This is a genomic window from Bacillus sp. S10(2024) (assembly GCF_050473865.1).
Lineage (GTDB): Bacteria > Bacillota > Bacilli > Bacillales > Bacillaceae_G > Bacillus_A.
Genome location: NZ_JBFLUR010000002.1, coordinates 877,779 through 897,047 on the forward strand (window position 1 = coordinate 877,779; position 19,269 = coordinate 897,047).

Annotated in this window: 19 protein-coding genes and 1 pseudogene; 13 read left to right on the forward strand and 7 right to left on the reverse strand. The window is 32.8% G+C overall.

What is annotated here, in order from left to right:
• Nucleotides 1-55: 55 nt before the first annotated feature.
• Entirely contained in the window at nucleotides 56-493 is a 438-nt protein-coding gene (gene fabZ / locus AB1280_RS04480) for a 3-hydroxyacyl-ACP dehydratase FabZ (protein ID WP_429755000.1), read from the reverse strand.
• Nucleotides 494-632: 139 nt separating this feature from the next.
• Here fabZ and AB1280_RS04485 point away from each other — a divergent pair, with 139 nt between their 5' ends.
• Together AB1280_RS04485 and AB1280_RS04490 are read left to right on the forward strand one after the other, a co-directional pair.
• Nucleotides 633-1,643, forward strand: a complete 1,011-nt coding sequence (locus AB1280_RS04485; RefSeq protein ID WP_429755001.1) for a ketoacyl-ACP synthase III — start codon at nucleotides 633-635, stop codon at nucleotides 1,641-1,643.
• Nucleotides 1,644-1,976: 333 nt separating this feature from the next.
• On the forward strand, nucleotides 1,977-2,411 hold the full coding sequence (locus AB1280_RS04490; RefSeq protein ID WP_272190131.1) for an NUDIX hydrolase: 435 nt from the start codon (nucleotides 1,977-1,979) through the stop codon (nucleotides 2,409-2,411).
• Nucleotides 2,412-2,600: 189 nt separating this feature from the next.
• On the opposite strand, the gene AB1280_RS04495 is transcribed toward AB1280_RS04490, so the two are convergent.
• A complete protein-coding gene (locus tag AB1280_RS04495; protein WP_429755002.1) occupies nucleotides 2,601-4,262 on the reverse strand; it encodes a M4 family metallopeptidase in 1,662 nt (553 codons plus the stop codon).
• Nucleotides 4,263-4,582: 320 nt separating this feature from the next.
• Here AB1280_RS04495 and AB1280_RS04500 point away from each other — a divergent pair, with 320 nt between their 5' ends.
• From AB1280_RS04500 to AB1280_RS04510, 3 genes are read left to right on the forward strand one after another with little or no spacing between them, the layout of a single operon-like run.
• Entirely contained in the window at nucleotides 4,583-5,134 is a 552-nt protein-coding gene (locus AB1280_RS04500; protein WP_429755003.1) for an ECF-type riboflavin transporter substrate-binding protein, read from the forward strand.
• 10 nt (nucleotides 5,135-5,144) lie between these two features.
• Nucleotides 5,145-6,842 carry an ABC transporter ATP-binding protein gene (locus AB1280_RS04505; protein WP_429757271.1) on the forward strand — a complete coding sequence of 566 codons (1,698 nt, stop codon included), beginning with the start codon at nucleotides 5,145-5,147 and terminating at the stop codon, nucleotides 6,840-6,842.
• Between the two features lie 16 nt (nucleotides 6,843-6,858).
• The gene (locus AB1280_RS04510; protein ID WP_429757272.1) at nucleotides 6,859-7,662 is read left to right on the forward strand and encodes an energy-coupling factor transporter transmembrane component T family protein; all 804 of its coding nucleotides are present in this window, start codon (nucleotides 6,859-6,861) and stop codon (nucleotides 7,660-7,662) included.
• A 15-nt stretch (nucleotides 7,663-7,677) separates the two neighbouring features.
• Here AB1280_RS04510 and AB1280_RS04515 read toward each other — a convergent pair whose 3' ends face one another.
• Entirely contained in the window at nucleotides 7,678-7,866 is a 189-nt protein-coding gene (locus AB1280_RS04515; protein ID WP_272190128.1) for a hypothetical protein, read from the reverse strand.
• 12 nt (nucleotides 7,867-7,878) lie between these two features.
• Here AB1280_RS04515 and AB1280_RS04520 point away from each other — a divergent pair.
• Nucleotides 7,879-8,088 (forward strand): annotated as a pseudogene (locus AB1280_RS04520) (YdeI/OmpD-associated family protein); the annotation flags it as partial.
• Nucleotides 8,089-8,387: 299 nt separating this feature from the next.
• Here AB1280_RS04520 and AB1280_RS04525 read toward each other — a convergent pair.
• Nucleotides 8,388-9,293: a winged helix-turn-helix domain-containing protein gene (locus AB1280_RS04525; protein ID WP_429755004.1), complete on the reverse strand. Its 906-nt coding sequence runs from the start codon at nucleotides 9,291-9,293 to the stop codon at nucleotides 8,388-8,390.
• Between the two features lie 169 nt (nucleotides 9,294-9,462).
• On the opposite strand from AB1280_RS04525, the gene AB1280_RS04530 reads away from it, so the two are divergent.
• The 7 genes from AB1280_RS04530 (at nucleotide 9,463) to AB1280_RS04560 (ending at nucleotide 16,966) form a co-directional block, all read left to right on the forward strand.
• Nucleotides 9,463-11,232: a M3 family metallopeptidase gene (locus tag AB1280_RS04530; RefSeq protein ID WP_429755005.1), complete on the forward strand. Its 1,770-nt coding sequence runs from the start codon at nucleotides 9,463-9,465 to the stop codon at nucleotides 11,230-11,232.
• Between the two features lie 611 nt (nucleotides 11,233-11,843).
• On the forward strand, nucleotides 11,844-12,680 hold the full coding sequence (locus AB1280_RS04535; RefSeq protein ID WP_429755006.1) for an endonuclease I family protein: 837 nt from the start codon (nucleotides 11,844-11,846) through the stop codon (nucleotides 12,678-12,680).
• 197 nt (nucleotides 12,681-12,877) lie between these two features.
• Complete coding sequence (locus tag AB1280_RS04540) at nucleotides 12,878-13,747, forward strand: helix-turn-helix domain-containing protein (RefSeq protein WP_429755007.1); 870 nt, start codon at nucleotides 12,878-12,880, stop codon at nucleotides 13,745-13,747.
• A 44-nt stretch (nucleotides 13,748-13,791) separates the two neighbouring features.
• A complete protein-coding gene (locus AB1280_RS04545) occupies nucleotides 13,792-14,172 on the forward strand; it encodes a VOC family protein (RefSeq protein WP_429755008.1) in 381 nt (126 codons plus the stop codon).
• Nucleotides 14,173-14,324: 152 nt separating this feature from the next.
• Nucleotides 14,325-14,954: a LysE family translocator gene (locus tag AB1280_RS04550; protein ID WP_429755009.1), complete on the forward strand. Its 630-nt coding sequence runs from the start codon at nucleotides 14,325-14,327 to the stop codon at nucleotides 14,952-14,954.
• A gap of 243 nt (nucleotides 14,955-15,197) precedes the next feature.
• The gene (locus AB1280_RS04555) at nucleotides 15,198-15,650 is read left to right on the forward strand and encodes a MarR family winged helix-turn-helix transcriptional regulator (protein ID WP_429755010.1); all 453 of its coding nucleotides are present in this window, start codon (nucleotides 15,198-15,200) and stop codon (nucleotides 15,648-15,650) included.
• A 101-nt stretch (nucleotides 15,651-15,751) separates the two neighbouring features.
• On the forward strand, nucleotides 15,752-16,966 hold the full coding sequence (locus tag AB1280_RS04560; RefSeq protein ID WP_429755011.1) for an MFS transporter: 1,215 nt from the start codon (nucleotides 15,752-15,754) through the stop codon (nucleotides 16,964-16,966).
• Between the two features lie 299 nt (nucleotides 16,967-17,265).
• Here AB1280_RS04560 and AB1280_RS04565 read toward each other — a convergent pair whose 3' ends face one another.
• From AB1280_RS04565 to AB1280_RS04575, 3 genes are all read right to left on the reverse strand, one after another.
• The gene (locus AB1280_RS04565; protein ID WP_429757273.1) at nucleotides 17,266-18,000 is read right to left on the reverse strand and encodes an alpha/beta fold hydrolase; all 735 of its coding nucleotides are present in this window, start codon (nucleotides 17,998-18,000) and stop codon (nucleotides 17,266-17,268) included.
• Between the two features lie 365 nt (nucleotides 18,001-18,365).
• Nucleotides 18,366-18,830: a DMT family transporter gene (locus tag AB1280_RS04570; RefSeq protein WP_429755012.1), complete on the reverse strand. Its 465-nt coding sequence runs from the start codon at nucleotides 18,828-18,830 to the stop codon at nucleotides 18,366-18,368.
• 13 nt (nucleotides 18,831-18,843) lie between these two features.
• The gene (locus AB1280_RS04575; protein WP_272190113.1) at nucleotides 18,844-19,266 is read right to left on the reverse strand and encodes a DMT family transporter; all 423 of its coding nucleotides are present in this window, start codon (nucleotides 19,264-19,266) and stop codon (nucleotides 18,844-18,846) included.
• Between the last annotated feature and the right edge of the window lie 3 nt (nucleotides 19,267-19,269).

A 19,269-nucleotide genomic window follows, 5' to 3' on the forward strand; every position in this document is an offset into this window, starting at 1 on the left:
TTTTGCCGAATTTTGAGGTAGGAGTATTACTACCCACGACTAGCGGGATAAATCTTTAGGCTTTCTTATTGTTGTAAAGAGCGAATGTTACTTCTGCTTCACAAGCGATTTCTCCATCTACTAAAGCAACAGCATTTGCTTTTGCAATTAAACCACGAACTCTTGTTATTTCTACTTCTAAATGTAACTGATCTCCAGGGTGGACTTGTTTCTTGAAACGACAACGATCAATGCCAGCAAACAACCCAATTTTTCCTCGGTTATCATCTTTCATTAACATGATAACTGCACTTACTTGTGCCAACGCTTCTATTATTAGAACGCCCGGCATTACTGGATAATCTGGAAAGTGACCATTAAAGAATGCTTCATTAGCAGTAATATTTTTAATTCCGACTGCGCGTTTTCCTTCCTCTATTTCAAGTATGCGATCAACTAATAAAAATGGGTAACGATGTGGAATAATCTCTTTAATTTGTTGAGTGTTGAACATGAATCCCTCTCCCTTATACTTTCACAAGTAATTATTTAATTTCCATTATTTTTATTTTATATTATTGACACAAATTGGTATGTGATACTAATATTAGATTATAATATCAAGTGTAAAAATAGTAAAGGAGGACAAATAAATGAGGTCAAAAGCAAGAATTACAGCTATTGGTACATATGTACCTGAAAAGAAATTAACAAATTTTGAGCTGGAGCAAATGGTTGAAACAAATAATGAGTGGATTATTCAAAGAACAGGAATTCACGAACGCAGAATAACTCGTCCTGATGAATTTACTAGTGATTTATGTGTATCTGCCGTAAAGGACTTAATGTACCGATATAATAAAAAAGTCGAAGATGTAGATATGATTATTGTGGCAACTAGCACACCAGATTTTCCATTTCCATCTGTCTCCAGTATAATACAGGACCAATTAAATATATCCCAAACTGGTGCCATAGATTTAAGTGCAGCATGTGCAGGGTTTGTTTATGCATTGCATACAGCAAACAGTTTAATTTCTTCTGGGCTCCACAAAAAGGTGCTAGTTATTGGAGCAGACACAATCTCAAAAATTACAGATTATAAAGATAGAAGTACATGTGTTTTATTTGGTGATGGTGCTGGCGCGGTATTAGTTGAAAGGGATGAACAATCAAAAAGCTTTATTGAATTCCACCTAGGAAGTGATGGGAGAGGAGCACAACATGTATATCGTCCTGGACTATCAAAAAAGATCAATGGAATTGAATTAATCGATACTCAATATCTTGTACAAAATGGTAGAGAAGTTTTTCGATGGGTTGTAAGGAATGTTCCAGATAGTATAAGACAGATTTTAGAAAAAACGCAAACGAGTTTAGATCAGGTTGATTGGTTTATACCTCATAGTGCTAACTTACGGATAATAGAACCGATTTGCGAAAAATTAGAATATCCATTGGAAAAAACCCTTTATAGCTTAGTTAACTTTGGAAATACTTCTGCTGCAACAATTCCTTTAGCTCTTGACCTTGGAATCCGTGAGGGAAAAGTCAGAAATGGAGATCGAGTTCTTATGTACGGATTTGGATCTGGTTTGGTTCACGCTGGACAGCTTTTAGAATTAAATTTTGATGAACAAATTAATACTCCTACACCGTTGTGATGTATACCAAATCATTATTTAACTAACCAATGATTTGATGAACAGGGCTGCTCTTATCGACATACTACTTTTCTTATTCACTACCATAGAGGAACTTAATCCTCTTAAAAATACCTTCAATATTATAAAATCTAACCTTTATTTATTCCACAGAAGTTCGATTACTTAGTTGTTGAATTAAATCTACTAACTCAGGTATGTCGTTTGAAAAAGCTTTCTAAACTTCAATAAAATCCCCTCCTTTGAATAAATGATGTATTTATTTTAAATTTTGCTTCTAGTATAATCAATTTAATTGTTATTATGAAAAAAATTCCAAAGGAGGGGTTGTTTTTGAAAAGAGTGAATGTAGTTTCAGCTTTAATTTATGATGATAATGACCATATATTAATAGTTAAAAACAAAAAGGGTGATTCTTATTATTGGAGTCTGCCGGGTGGGGCAGTTGAAGGAGATGAGACTCTAGAAGAGGCTGCAATTCGCGAAGTAAAAGAGGAAACAGGGTTTAATATTGCTGTAGATAAATTACATTCTATTAGGGAAGTGTTTTTTGAAGAAAGAGGTCATCATGCTTTAATTGTTACATTCCATGCAAAGATTATTGATGGAGAAATAAACATTAATGATCCAGATAATGATATTGTAGAAGTTAGATGGGCACATAGTGAAGCCGTAAAGAAATTGATGCCGTCTTTATTTGAGATGTTAAAAATAAATTTTGATAAGGATAACATACAGGCTTTTTATGCATTTGAAGGTACCAAATAAAATCAAGAACAGGTTCTATTGTTAATAAAAGAGTAGTGTACATAGTGGTAATTAAATATTTATTGTATTTGTGTTTTTTCTATTAAGTGAGAATTTTGGTAGCATTAGATTTGTAATTAGAGGAAAGAGGCTGTCCTAGAAGTGAAACTTTTAGGACAGCCTCTTTCATTATATAAAGGAGAGTGGAACCTATTTCACACCAACTGCATCATATGACTGCTTCACGGCTGTCACTTCTGCAGAGTTTGCGCCGTATAAATCAGCTGCTGCTTGTACTAAACCAGCACGTGCTTGACTAAAAGTTGCAGATTCAGTTAAGTATACAGTATTTGCACGATAGTAGATTGCACCTACTTTATCTTTGCCAATACCATTTACCGTTACACCATAATGTGTACCACCATTTGCTAATAAGTACGCAGCTTTATTGATAATACCGCTATTTGTATGAACGCCGCCATTATCACTTGAACCTGTATAACGTTTAGAGTAATGATCTGGATCATCATATTTTGTTGGATCACTCATCGAACGAAGTGCATCCCCAGCTGTACCAGGTGTATAAATATCTTCTCCAACTTCCCAATCTGGGTTACGGTTATCATAGTATTCTATTAATGTTCCAAAGATATCAGAAAATGCTTCATTTAATGCACCAGATTCATTTTGATAAATAAGGTTTGAACTATATTCTGTAACGGCATGCGTTAACTCATGTCCGACAACATCAATCCCTCCAGAAAATGGAATGAATGTATATCCATCTCCATCACCGTACACCATTTGTGATCCATTCCAAAAAGCATTGTTATAATTTTTTCCATAATGAACCGTCGATTTTAACTGTGCGCCAGCATCGTTATAAGAGTTGCGGTTAAAGGTTTTCTTATAATAATCATATGTTACACCTGCATAATAATGTGCATCCACCGCTGCCGCATCACGGGTAGCATTAAAGATGTTATCTGTATCAGCCCATAAAGTTCCTGGAAGAGTCGAACGATTCTTTGCATCATATGTGTAAATGGTTGCACCGTGTGTATTGTCTTGTAAATAATAGCTAGATCTAGATAATGTTGTATTAATAGATTTTGTATCGCCTAATACTCCTTTACCTGTTCCAACTTTATTTGTTCCTGTTACAGGTTTAATCGGTGCAGTATTCTCAGTATTAGCATTATGAATTGTATTGTATTTATTCAGTACTTTACCGCTATCAGCTTCAATGAAATAATAATAGTTTCCTGGCTCTGGATCTAAGAAATTTAATTTCACAACATATGCGTATGTTGTTTCCTCACCATTTTGATATATAAATAAATCTGCCGCCGGCTCTACTTCATATTTTGGATTCATTCCTAAGTCTTTTTGCGCAGCAGCAATTGCTTCTTTTCCGTCAATTTTATTTTTATTTCTCAGCTTCTCTTTTTTATCTAAATCAGGCGCAACTGTTCCTGATACAACCTTTAATACACCATCTTTTCCAACATGAGCTACTTGAGTATATCCCCATACCGGTACGCCTTCATACATTTGCTGCAGGCGGACAACAGTTGCTTCTCCAATAGGATCTTTTATAATTTTTTGTACTTTAAAGGATTCTTCTGCACCTTTTTCGCCTAGTTTATAATCTTTTTTAGCAGAGTTTAAATAATCAAATACAACAGACTCTGCTTTCTTTCCTGATTCGCTTGTTAGGTTTCCTGATACAAACTCTGGAGACTGAGTAGTCTCATTGTATTTTTTTGTGGAAAGTACATTCTTTGAATCTGCAAAGGCAGAGCTTGTCCCCCCGAACGTTGTCACTGCCATTCCGGTTGCCAACACAAACGCTAGACTCTTTTTCTTCATCATTCTTTCCCCCTAACAAAAATTTAAAAGAATAGATTTATAGTAACATTAAGTTTCTATTATTAGAATACTGAAAATTCAAATAATTTTTTTCTCAAGTTTTTTTGAGTTTTGATAAACAATTTAAAAAGTTGGGATTTTCAAAAGAAAATTGTAACTCTAGAAAACAAGCGAAACGATCGAGTGTTTTTGGCTAAAGTCGTTATGAAACGGTACATATAAGCATAATTCATGTTGCTACAGCATATAAAACTGATAGCACCCATACAAATGATAGAGGCTATTTAGAGTAGGTTTACATAATGGGAGGGGGAATATTAATGAATCAAAATCTTTCTACAAAACTAGTTGTAGCAATTGGAATTGGCTCAGCAATATATGGTGTATTAGGATTATGGGGATTTTCTATTGCGCCGAATACTTTTATTAAACCAGCACTTGCTTTATTAACGATTTTCGGTGCTATCTTTGGACCAATCGCAGCTTTATTAATTGGACTTATCGGTCATACAATAACAGATGCTATTGCTGGTTGGGGCATTTGGTGGGGCTGGGTATTAAGTTCAGGAATCATTGGTTTATTTATGGGATTTGTCCAAAAGCGCCCTGCATTTAGTGTGAAAAATGGAACGTATAGTAAGGGAGATATCGTTTACCTTTCTATTACGGGTGTAATTGGTATTCTTTTGGGAATCGTCTTTGCTGGTATATTTGACATTTTCATTATGGGCGAACCGTTTGATAAAATTGCTATTCAAGTAGGTGGTGCGATTATCGCAGATGTTCTCGTGTTCTTTATCCTCGGTTTACCAATCGTGTTAGGACTTGCGAAGGCAAATAAAAAGAATACACAATTAAAGGTCGAGAAGTAAAAATATGCATATGAAACCCATTGTTTCGTTTGAAGAATTTACATTTCAATATAAAAGCGTAGCTGAACCGACTCTAAGGGATATTACCTTTCATATTTATCCTGGCGAAAAAGTATTAATTGCTGGGCGAAGCGGGTCGGGAAAATCTACATTGGCTCATTGTATCAATGGGCTCATTCCTTTTTCTTATGAAGGGACAAGTACAGGAAACCTTTCCGTGTGCGGTATAGATCCTAGACATACGAGTATATTTGAGTTAAGTCAATATGTAGGAACGATTCTGCAAGATCAAGATTCTCAATTTATCGGATTAACGGTTGAAGAAGACGTTGCGTTTGCGATGGAAAATGATTGTACGGGGCAAGAGGAAATGAAGCAAATTGTAGAACGTTCACTTGAAGAGGTAGACATGATTAAGTTTCATTCACATAGCCCTCACGATTTATCAGGAGGACAAAAACAGTCCGTTTCTCTTGCAGGCGTACTAGCTACAAATGCCGAGATTCTCCTGTTTGATGAACCTTTAGCGAATTTAGATCCTGTAAGCAGCGAAAAAGCAATTCAACTTATGAAAAAGATTCATAGACAAACGAATAAAACAATAATCATTATTGAGCATCGCATTGAAGAAATACTCAATCTTGATTTAGATAAAATTATTATTTTGGAAAATGGCCGTATCATTGCAATCGAAACACCGCTTAAGCTATTACAGAAAAATATTCTACAAAAGGCAGGGCTAAGGGAGCCTGTATACGTAGAAGCATTAAAAACATTGGAATATCCACTTTCGGACGAGGAAGTGTATCCTATAAAAAGTGTTAATTCTCATATATTACACGAAACGCTATCAAAATGGATGTTACAAAATCGAATACATGCAGAAAGATTCGAAAACAAATGTATATGTAAAATAGAGAATATATCGCATGCATATCCAAATAGAAATTTTGCATTAAAGGATATATGTATGCCTATATACAAAGGAGAAGTTCTCGCTCTTTTAGGAAACAACGGTGCTGGAAAATCAACACTTGCTCATATCATGACAGGAATGAAAAAAGCCCAGCAAGGTAAAATTCTTTTAGAAGGAACGGATGTGACAAGATGGTCAATCCGAAAGCGGGGAGAGGTGGTCGCTTATGTGATGCAAAACCCTAACCATATGATTACACAAGCGACAGTATGGGAAGAAGCCGCTTTTGCTTTAAAATTGAAGAATACTTCAGAAGAAATACATAAAAAAGTAGAACAGGCATTACAAATTTGCGGTTTGTATCCATTTCGAAATTGGCCAGTACAAGCATTAAGTTATGGACAAAAAAAGCGTCTAACGATAGCTTCGATTCTCGTTACAAGTCCAAAAATTATTATTTTAGACGAACCCACTGCAGGACAAGATTATTTTCATTACAAAGAATTCATGAATTTTATAGAAAAAATAGCTAAATGTGGAATTTCTTTTTTGTTGATTACACATGATATGAACTTAGCGATAGAATACGCCAAACGGGCGATTGTCTTACATAATGGCGAAATCATTGCAGATGATGCGGTAACTACCGTGTTAGCCAATGAGCATGTTTTAAAACGTGCAAACCTCCGCGAGAGCACACTTACCCGTCTAGCGAAACATGGGAACATACCACTTCCGCAGCTATTTGTTCAATCTTATATAGAAGCAAAAAGGAGGAACCGTCGTGAGTAAGAGGGGGACACTATACATAGAAGATGAATCATATTTCCACCGTATGGATGGTGCTGTAAAGCTCATCCTATTTATTATATGGATGATTCTTACATTCCTGTTTTTTGATTTTCGTATTTTATTATTCTTATTACTAATTGGCTGCATACTAGTAGGTATCGCTAAAATTCCATCGCGTAGGATAGTACTTATTTTTACTGTTATTTTCACATTTAGTATTCTGAATTCTACCATGATTTTATTTATTACCCCAACACATGGATCGGAGCTAACTGGTACATATACACCACTTCTTCACATTAATTATGCGACTATTACACTCGAGACTCTTTTTTATGCAATGACATTATCATTAAAATATTTTACCTTATTACCGTTTACACTTATTTTTATTTACACAACTCATCCAAGTCAATTTGCCAGCAGCTTAAATAAAATTGGATTCCATTATAAAATAGCCTATGCAGTTAATATTGCACTGCGCTATATTCCGAATATACAAACAGAATATGAGCTCATTAAACATGCGCAGGAAGCAAGGGGGATTCCGTTTCATAAAGGAGAAGCAACTCTACTTCAACGCATTAAAAATCGAGTGACGATTTTTGGGCCGCTTGTAATCAATTCATTGGATCGAATTGATACCGTTTCGAATGCTATGGATTTACGAGGTTTTGGAAAAAAGGAGAAACGAACTTGGTACTATAGAACGGAAATGCAGTTTCTTGATTATCTGGCGCTTCTTATTGGGGTATGTGTTTTGATTTTCGCTATTTATTTAAAACTTACAACTTTTCATTCGTTTTGGTATCCATTATGAATAATAGAAGAATGATTAGATAAGAGAGGAGGAAACTGTATTAGTTTCCTCTTTTCTTGCATATTGATTGTTTTCTTTGAGCGGAGAAGCCGTAGTTATAATTGAAACTTTTAAGTCACTAAGCTCGCCACCAATTAGTTGTAAAAATTGCTTTTTGATTTGTCCCGTGAAGAAGCCGTTAGAGGTTAATAATAATTTACTCATTTTAGATCCCGATCTTTTGAATCATTGACACCGGGACGGCAAAGAGCATATATTATTTATTTTTCTCAGCCCAAACAATCTAAAACTCGAGAGTCAAGGATTGGGAAATGTATCGAGAAAATTCTCGATGGAAAGGGATTAAATGATTGTACTTGTGGGCTATCTCAAAAGCAACCTAACTGTGACGGTTCACACAAATCATTGGATAAGAAAAAAATTTAATCAAACTTTAGGATATTATCTCACTTTGCGTTACCTGTGAACTCTTTTTAGTTCGCAGGTAACGCTCAATCAAATAATTTAAAATGAAAAAACAAAAAAATGATTCGTAGAGTATAAGCAAACTACCGTATAACAGGCTTACGCATTACCAGTTAAAAAAACTGCACACAAAAGTGTACACTTTGGCTTTTTGCTGAAAGGTACACTTTTCTTGAATTAATGGGTGCACTTCACCTGTACGCTAAGAACTTCGGATTTTTATCATTCCATTATTCTTTAAATTGGTTTCACAAGCAATGCTATGCATGAGTATTTTGAATAAAATCTATCATTTTCTCCTTTAATTCAGTAGCAAATTCTGTACGTGTACTGAGATAGAATTGATTATTACTAGACAGATGTACACGTATAAGGTTTGCTGATCGCAATATCATCAGGTGATGATGGAGATTCCCTTTCGCTCCGCCTATATAATTTAGAATATCCGTAAATTTATATTTATCTCTTGAAAGAAACTGAAGTATATCTAAACGTTTTTGATCTGCTAGCGCTTTTGAAATGTTAAATATTTTTTCTCTTGATTCTTCAAAACTTACAGGATACCAAACAAATATTTTTTCTTTAAAAATACTAAAAGTATGGAGCGGACAAAAGTGAAGAGAAGGAATTAGAACAACGTGCTTAATTGTTGGAATTTCTATTTTAAGGCCAGTCGCAAACACTTCTACCAATTTTTCTGGTGAATATGTTTCAGCTTTTTCACTAAATCTTGAAGCCTCGTTAGCTATTTTTTTCTCTATATTCTCAAATTTAAAGTACTGGTTATACCACTCCGACAGGAAATAGAAATAATTATTTTTTTGATTTTCTAAACCAAGTAAAAAATGAGAATCCTCTTTTTTTAAGTGTGGCGCTAGTAATTCATACAATGTCGTTATTGATGCTTTCTGGAACCAATTTAAAAATGAATGAATATTCTCTTTTTGAGGACATCCTTCAATTATTAAGCATAGTACATCCCCGAACGATACATCTTCAAATTGATCAAGTTTATTTTTATATTCATCAGTTATTTTAGAATCAACTTCTTCAACCCAATTCATACCTTTATACAAATATTTTAGATTTTTCCTTCTTTTATATAATAAAAAACTTAAAAGTAATTCATAAACTATTGAATCATCCACTGCTACACGATATGACATTACTTACCTCCTACTAGGATATTAATTATAGAATATCAAAAAATATAACAATTGAACAATGTGTAAAATTCCGGATTTATTTACATTTTCATGATTTTCTAATATTATTGAACTGTAAATGAGTTCTTTATTTGAAGAACTAAATAAAATACCATTGGAGGTTGTATTTATGAATCAAATTTCTCATGAGCCTACATGTTGGAATTTACAAAGATTATATCCAAATGGATTGAATCAAACTTTATCCAATGAATTAAATGAAATTAAAACCTTAATTCATTATTTAAAAGAAGAGACTTATTCAAAATTCAACTCTGAAAGTTTTATTGATGAAAAAATGCTGCAAACCTTCTCCAAGGTCCGCAGCAGGCTTGAAAAAGCGGAATATTATTGTTACTGTCTTAGTTCTGAATCAAAAGATCATTCTATTCTTACTTCATTGCATAGCGATATAACTTCTTTCAAAGACGAAGTTCATTCTTTATTATTGGATTGGAAAAAATATATAAGTGAACTTCCTGTTGAAATCCAGAAGGAATGGTATAGTCTTCCTTTTGTGCAACCCTTTATTTTTGATTTATCTCCTAATATTTATAATGATATTGAAGAACAAATAATAAGCATAACAAAAAATGAATTAAATCATTGGAAAGCTATGTATACTCAACTTAAAAATAAATTAGAGATTGAATTAATTTATGATGATAATAAAAAGATAGTTTCTTTTAGTGAATTGAATCATTTAGCTATGAATCATGATGATCCCATCAAAAGAATGGAAGCGTTTGAGTTGCTAACGATTAAACTAGATAAGGAAAAGGCTCTTTTTGCTACCGTTTTTAATAACTTTGCACGGTTACGTCTGTTCCAAAACTGCACCCTACAAAAAGACGATATATTATCAGATTCTCTTCATTTAAATGGAATTTCTCGAAAATCACTCTTTACAATGTGGGAGACAATAGATGAGAATTTGAAAAATTTAACTGTTTTTCTGAACTTTAAAAGGAAGAATGTAGAAAAGCTAACATGGCATCAATTGATGACTTCTCAAGAAAATGAGCAAAGAAAAATGCCTTTTTCAAAGGCCGTAGAAGAAATATTCAATGCATTTAAAAATATTGACGATGAAATTGCTCAATTTGCACTTCATGCCATAACAGATGGCTGGGTAGATGCAGAGCCAAGAACGAATAAACCTTCTGGAGGTTTTTGTGCGCCTTTTCTAAGTGAAGGAGAATCTAGAATTTCTTTACGATATGACGGAACGATAGAGAGTGCAAGGATACTAGCACATGAACTAGGCCATGCATGGCATTTTAAGCAATTAGAAGATGATCCCTCAATTTCCTTTTTAGAAGAACGTTTTCCAATGAGTATCGCAGAGTGTTCATCTATTTTATTTGAATTAATTTTTGTGAATCATTTAATTACAGTTACAAGTGATTTAGAAATTAAACAATCTTTACTTAACTATAAAATACAAAGTAGTTTAAATTATTTAATGGCAGTTCGAGGATCATTTATATTCGAGCAACTTTTCTATGAAAAAAGTAAAGATGGCCCATTAAGTCCTATTCAGATAGAAGAATTATCAATTGAATCTCAGAAAAGAGCCTATGGTAATAGCTTAGAACAGTATCAACCTTTTGTTTGGATGAAATATGAGCATTTTTATGAACCTACCGTTCCTTATTATAATTATCCTTATACTTTTGGTTATCTATTAAGTCTAGGTCTGCTAGCCATCGCAAAGCAAGATGGTAGTGAATTTCATTCGAAATATAAAAGGTTCTTAAGTGAAACTGGAAAAAGGCCAGTTGAAGAATTAGTATACCATTACTTTAATATTGACCTTTCTAATCCACAATTTTGGCAGCAGTCTGTTAATCAAATTATTACGGATATAGAAGAATATATTCATCTTTCAAATAATTAATTTTAATCCCGTTAATTTCAAAGCCAGAATAATTTTCTTGTGTCAAAGATACCTTTAGTAACTATTCAAGTCTCATAAACGACCGTTTTTAGAAAATAGAATGACTTGACTGTCCTTACAACTTTTAATTCGGATTTCTAGGACTAAAAGTATCACCAAAATTAAATAACTGAAATTTCAATGTATTAACCGTTTTTGGTACAGAATTAGCGTGGGTTTTATGTTATTTGGTGGCGGTGACCCATGCTATTGGTGAATTTATTTCTGATTTCTACATACTTCCTGATATTCTACTATTAATTGGTGAGTTAATGGTAAACGTCAAGTAACTCCAAAATATACAATAAAGATTGCTTTTAGAGTTGTTTGCCGTATTTATTATTTTGGTTCTAGATGCTAATTATTTTGTTGTGTGGTTTTCTCTGAAGGTTTTTAACTAGTAACCAAATATGTATAATTGCATAAATAAATTGAAAAATATGAGGTATTATTAAACTATATATTTCATACAGGTGAGTAGTCTTACTTAAATGTGAAACCGTTTGTATTTTTTAGAAAGAATTATTTGTTACTAATGAGAGAAAATTAAATTTTAAAGGGGATTGGTGTATATGGTGTTCCGAAATACAAAACTTGCTATTTTTACTATTTCTTCATTTTTCATTTTAGGTTCTGCATCCTTATCATTTACTAATACCGTGTATGGTGAAGGAACTTCTTCATCTTCGAAAGTAACTCAAGGGGTAACTTCAACTAATTATGATGATACATATTATAATAGCGTGAAGGGGAAAACGGGCCTAGAGTTAAAAAAGGAACTTCATAATATTATTGATAATCATACAAAGATATCCTACAGTGCAGTTTGGGAAGCGCTAAGAGATACTGATGAAGATCCAAATAATAAAAATAATGTACTTCTCTTATATACAGGGCGTTCGCAAGGGAAATTTACAAGTGGTTCAGGGGTCGATAATTGGAACAGAGAGCATGTTTGGGCAAAATCTCACGGTGAATTTGGGACGGCTGCAGGGCCTGGAACGGATCTTCATCATTTAAGAGCTACAGATGTATCTGTAAATAGCTCACGTGGAAATTTGGATTTTGATAACGGTGGTGTGAACCATCCAGAAGCAACAGAATGTAAATATGATAATGATTCTTGGGAGCCTCGTGATAGTGTAAAAGGCGATATTGCTAGAATGCTATTTTACATGGCTGTTCGTTATGAAGGGGATAACGGTGAAGTAGATTTGGAACTAAATGATAAAGTAAACAATAATAAAGCTCCCTATATGGGAAAGCTATCTGTTTTGCTAAAATGGAATGAACAAGATCCTGTTGATGATTTGGAGCGAAAGCGTAATGAAATAATCTATACAAAGTATCAACATAACCGGAATCCATTTATTGATCATCCTGAATGGGCAAATAAAATTTGGAAATAAATAAGTAAAAACATAGTTTGAAAAATATAAAGTGGAAAGGAGTGGTCATAAGGATCACTCCTTTTTCGTGTTTATTATACAATAATTGGTCTGTAATGGATAAGTGAGGAAAGTAAAAGACTTTTTGCTAAACCTCTATTATTATGTATAATTGAATTATCTGAAAAATATAATCGCATGCTTACGGAGACGGTATTATGAATTATATGGATTCTAATAATTTTGTTTTACATGCAAAAAGTAAACAGTTTTATTGGGAAGGTCACGGCCAATTATCTATTAAAACATTTTCTAACGGAAAAGCACATTATAGGACTAGTAAAGGTTTTTTTGCTGTCGAGGAAAGTAGATATTTACTTCTTAATAAAGGGTCTTATACAATTTCAATTGATGAAAATAAGGAAGTTGAATCTTTTTGCATCTTTTTTAAAGACGGATTTGCAGAGGGAATTTTAAACTCATTACGAGAATCAAATAATAGACTTCTTAGTGATCCGTTTAAGAATAGGAACGATATTGAATTCTTTGAAAAAACTTATGATACAAGTAAAACTTTATTATCTCAAATAACAAAATTTAAAGAGAATTTACCTATTCTTGAGAATGACCCAGTTGGCTATGAAGAACAATTTCATAAGTTAATACAAATCATTCTATTTGAACATTTTGACGCATGGAAAGAAGTCGAATCATTAAGAGCAGTACGTAATTCTACAAGAGAAGAATTGTATAGAAGGATTAGTATCGCACATGAATATATAAGGGCCTATTATGATAGACCAATTAAATTGAATGAAATTGCCCAAATTGCTTGTTTATCGCCAAACCATTTGTTAAGAACATACTCACAAATATATCGTAAAACACCTCATCAGCACATATCAGAGTTTAGAGTTCGGAAAGCGAAAAAGCTTTTAACACAACTAGATTTCAATATGACTGATATAACATTTGAACTAGGATTACAAAACCCTGTATCTTTTAGCAAAATGTTTAAACAACATGTTGGGATTTCCCCTATTGAATTTCGGAAAAAGGTGATTTTGGATAAGAAATACAAAGTTTAATCGTATATTCTTAGAATGAAATGATTTTGAAAGGGGAATTCTCATTGGAAACTACTATGATTCAAAAAATCGGACAAATTGGGGTACCAGTTAAAGATTTAGATAGGGCAATTCATTTTTATAAAGATAAACTGGGGCTATCACTTCTATTTAATACTGATAGTATGGCATTCTTTGAATGTAACGCGTTGCGTCTCTTTTTAAGTCTTCCAGAAAAAGAGAAATTTGCTCAATCTAGTTCAGTCATTTATTTTCAAGTTGAAAACATTAAAGAGACTTACGAAGATCTATTAAGCAAGGAAATTATTTTCATCGATGAACCACATATTGTAGCGAAAATGGGACAATTAGAAACATGGATGACATTCTTTAAAGATACAGAAGGTAATACACATGCATTAATGAGTGAAGTGCAATGTCAATGAAAGAGACCGTTGATAACGGTCTCTTTCACTACTTTTAGTTTTTTAGTATTTCACAAAATAGAAAAAATTTCACTTTGTTTGGTGGTACGATACTAGCGAAAATGTGAATAAGACAGATAAAAGGATAGTACTAATATCGGAGGGAGAATAAGTTGGTCATTGAATTGTTTATCAAAGGATTAATCATTGGGCTTAGTATCGCTGCTCCTGTTGGACCTATTGGAGTTTTATGTATACGACGCACATTGGAGTACGGAAAATGTATTGGTTTTATGTCAGGATTAGGTGCAGCAACAGCTGATGGGCTGTATGGGCTGATTGCTGGACTTGGTTTAACATTTATAACTAATTTTTTAGTTGAACAACAAGGGTGGATTCATATTGTTGGTAGTATATTTTTATTATATCTAGGATTGAAGATTTTTGTTTCAAAACCATCAAAAACATCAGCTAAGGCCAATGGTAATAATGTTTTTGGAGCATATGCTTCAACCTTTCTTTTAACTATTACAAATCCAGTAACCATATTATCTTTCTTAGCCATTTTTTCTGGACTTGGAATGTCTAATTCGAATAATGATACAATAATTAGCTTAGTCGTAGTATTAGGAGTATTTTCTGGTTCTACATTATGGTGGTTCATTCTTAGCAGTGTAACAGGAGTATTGATGAGTCGAATGAAAAATTTCCCTTTAAAAATTGTAAATCGTATTTCTGGATTCATTATAATAATGTTTGGTTTATGGTCTATGTACAATTTAATGAAAGGCTTTGTTACATAAAATAAGAGATTTTAGATTACCACTTTTTTCTTTGTTAGAATAATATTATTACGATATTACAAATAATTGACAGTTATGTATTGGTAAAATATAATTCATATGTGAAATATTTGTTAACTTATAGAAAAATGAGGAAAGTATGTAGGGATAGTTGTAAAACTCCAGATAAATGATTGGGAATACAATTATTTTTATTTTCCTTGTTTAGTGTAGAATTTGTTCTCTGCAGAAAGGGTGTTTTCTATGCAAGTAGCAGCAAGGGAATTATATGCTTTAATTAGAGAGGTATATCATCAATTACAAAATAATCTCGAGAATCAATTGAAACAATTCGATATTAGTGTAGTTCAATTTGGAGTTATACAAGTGTTATCAGATTCAGAAAAAACTTCGATGTCTCATTTAAAACAAAAAATTGGTTGTGCTCCTAGTAATGTTACTACTATAATTCAACGGATGAAGAGAGATGGGTTTGTAACAACGACTAAAAATCCAAACGATCAAAGAGAAACGTTAGTATATTTAACTGAAAAAGGTAAAGAAACGAAAGAAAAGGTAAATCTTCAATACAAAGCATTTCTTAAAGAAAATTTTTCATATTTTGATGAAGAAAAATGTATTACTTTATCAGAAATTCTCAAAGACTATAAGCATCATTTGTTAAATGTTGGGGAAGAAGTGCAAAAGTGTAACTAATAATTGCATTTTTGTTTACAAAAATAATTCATATATGAATTATTTTTCTGAGTATTTATTTCATATATGAAATAAAGTCTGAAGCCGAGGGGAAGATGGAAATGATTGATAAAGGAATGAGACATATGCTAATTCTACTAGCAATTGTAGCATTTTTTATTGGAATGGATTCTTTAGTGGTATCACCTTTAATTCCTGATATTGCTAAAGCTACTGCAACACCACTGGAAAGGGGAGGATGGTTAATTACTTCTTATGCATTATTCTATGGAATAACTGCTCCATTTTTTGGTCCAATTTCTGATAAATTTGGGCGTAAACAAATGATTGTGACAGGGATGGTTATATTTTCAATAGGAACGTTTTGTACAGGACTATCAGAAAATTTTAATACAATTTTAGTTTTTCGTGCTTTAACAGGCTTATCCGGGGCTATGGTGATGCCAAGTATTTTTGCGTTAATAGGTGATAAAGTATCATATAAAATGCGGGGCAGTGCAATGGGAATGATCATGGGGGCTATGGTTGGTTCTACTGTACTAGGGGTACCAATTGGAGCTTTCTTAACTTCCATCGGTAATTGGCAATGGACTTTTTATGGTATTGGGATTTTAGGGATGATTGTAGCATTTATTATTATGGGTATCTTGCCTAAAACACCACAAACAAATCAAATTCCGATTTTTGCATCAGTAGCAATGATTTCTGCCATAAAGACAGCCTTTACAAATACATCTGTGTTTTTTGCATTATTGTCTACTTTTTTATGGACTGTCAGTTTGCAAGGCATGTTTTCTTATATTGGAGTTTATTACAAAGAGAATTTTGACTTTAGTGTTGAAAAAATAGGAATGGTCATTTTTTTAGCAGGAGCCGGTAGTATTATTGGTAACGTCATAGGAGGTAAATTAGCAGATAAAATCGGTAAAAAAGCAGTTGTCTCAATTGCTACTATTATCGCTGCAGTTGGAGTTGTTAGTTTCACTTTGTTAACTGAACATATAATAGTTGCAGTAATTGTACATATATTATGGAGTACATCAATTGGATTTGGACAATCTTCATTAACAGCATTAATTTCAGAGTTAAGTCCCAAAGTAAGGGGTACTATAATGGCCCTAAATGGCTCAGCGATGTATATCGGAATGATGATTGCCTCTGCAGGTGCTTCCTGGCTATTGGAAGGCGGACAGACATTTTTAGCTATTGGTATAATGTGTGCAATTGCAAGTTTCTTAGTGCTGCCAATTATTCATTACTTAATAAAAGAAAATTCAATTACACCAGTAGATGAACAACGAGTTCAAGTAAAATAATTTGAGAATATATCATAGAAAATACTTTGCTATTGTGGTGGCTAATATTAAAAAAGGTCTTTTAATGGTCATATGAGTAAAGAGATTTTTTGAGAAGTAATTCCTTGGTAATTGTATAGGATTATTATTAAGGAATGATAATTAAATGTTGCTTGAAAGTGTTGAAAGGAATTAGTAACAGGTGTGTTTTTTTGCTAGAAAGAAGAAAGGAGAGCGCATATTAATCATAAATACGATGTGTTCTCCTTTTACTAAACTAAAGAGCATAAGCACTTAATAAAAAACATAATTAATTCAATTTAGAAGTTATTAATTAATCGTTGTATTGCATCAATTACTACAAATGGTTCATCATTTTGTATATAGTGGGTACTATTTTCTGCAATTATAAGCTCACTTTTTGTAGATATCTCAAGAATCTCTTTTTGCATTTCATTCCATAATTCTTGAGATTTTTTAGAATAATGATCTTTTTTTCCTGCTGATAAAACGATTAAGGGAACGTTTAATTGTTGTTTTGTTTGTTTTAGCTGCTTTAGACTTGCGGTGAATTCATCGTATGTACTTTCATAAATAAATTGGTCGTTATATGCTTGTTGAAATTCTTTTGACATTGTTGGAAGAAATCTTTCTTTATAGCTTTCTGGTGTAGAATCAATCAAAAGTAATGCAGCGACGTTGTTAGGATACTTTGTAGCATATATCCGCATGTTTACGCCACCAAAAGAATGACCTACTAATATGTATGGAGGTTGTATCTTCATTTTTATTAGAAGTCGGTTCAATTCTTCTACCATCTCTTGGCTCGTTCTAGGATTAAGGCTTTTTTCGCTTTTTCCTAATCCAGCTCTATCATAGACAAGTACTTCCGTTAGCAGAGAAATTTCATTAATTATTGAACTCCAAGTTTTAGAATAATCTCCATATCCAGCATCCATTACAATAGTAGGTTTGTCTGTTTTTTCCCCATACAGCTTTGTGAATAATTTGAAACCACTAATTTGTACAAACTGCTCTTTCTCTCGAATAGGCATTTTCTCTCTTAGTTTCACATTAATCCTCCTAGTAATTAACAGTATATTTTTTCTTTCTAAGACAGTATTGAAAATAAATGCATTTGACTAGAATCTCTAAATAGAATTGTATCATATGTGAAATAAGATGTTAGTTTTTATACGGGTTTAATTCTCCTTTAACAATCATTGTTCAAGTCATTTGGAAAAACTAAACTGTTTGCAAGAAGAGGAGGTTTATGAGGTGACCCAAATTGGTTAAGGTCATCTCTATTATTATTTTAATTTAGAACGATTGAGGACAGAGAATTTGGATAACGGTCAGTTGGTTTTATCCAATTCAGATTTAGAAAATATTATGTAAATATACTAATAAGAAACAAGCCTCAGTAAGCTTGTTTCTTATCTTGAACAGGTATATCCGTCCGATCAATAATTAAATTATATGTCAGTCCCATTAATACTAACAAACCACCAATTATCCTACCAATTGATATGTCATGTGAATTGAAAAAATCCAGTATAATGCCCATACCTAATTGACCGATAAAAATGAGTAATGTCAAATAGAAGGAAGAAATTTTAGGAATAATATAGTTTGATAATCCAATAACTATAACGCCTACCAATCCGCCTAAATAGGCAAGAAACGGTATGGACTGCAAAGTCGTGTAGGACATGTTAAAAGCTTCATTACTAAAAATTAAAAATAGCAACGAAAAAGCGAGACCAGTAATATAGTTGAAAAATGTACCTTGGAAAATTCCAATTTGAATTGCTAAGTTTGCGTTAATCACCCTTGCGATTACAATGGAACAGCCAGCTAAAATGGCAATGCATATATATAACATCATTTCTCCTCCATTAAAAAGTATTCATAATACTAATTCCAGAAGCAATTAGTAATAAGCCGACCATTTTCTTTTTTTCAAACTTCACAGCGTTCATTCCTAATAATCCAAAATGATCAATCATAATAGAAGTAATCGATTGACCGAGTAAACCTAAAGCGATTGTCAAGGATACACCGAGTGTTGAAAAGCTAACATTTGTAAAGAGTACAGTGAACACCCCGATGGCTCCGGCGCTATATAAGTAAAGTGGAATACCTTTCTGGATCTTAATTTTAAATTTACCGATTAGTAAAATGATAATGACCGCAATTAATCCAACAATATGAATAAGAACGCTAGCGTTATAATTTCCTATAACTTCTGCTAAGATGCCATTTAGTGGAATCATCAGTGCGATGAGAGCACCGATAAATGCGGAAAGTAATTTATACATAGT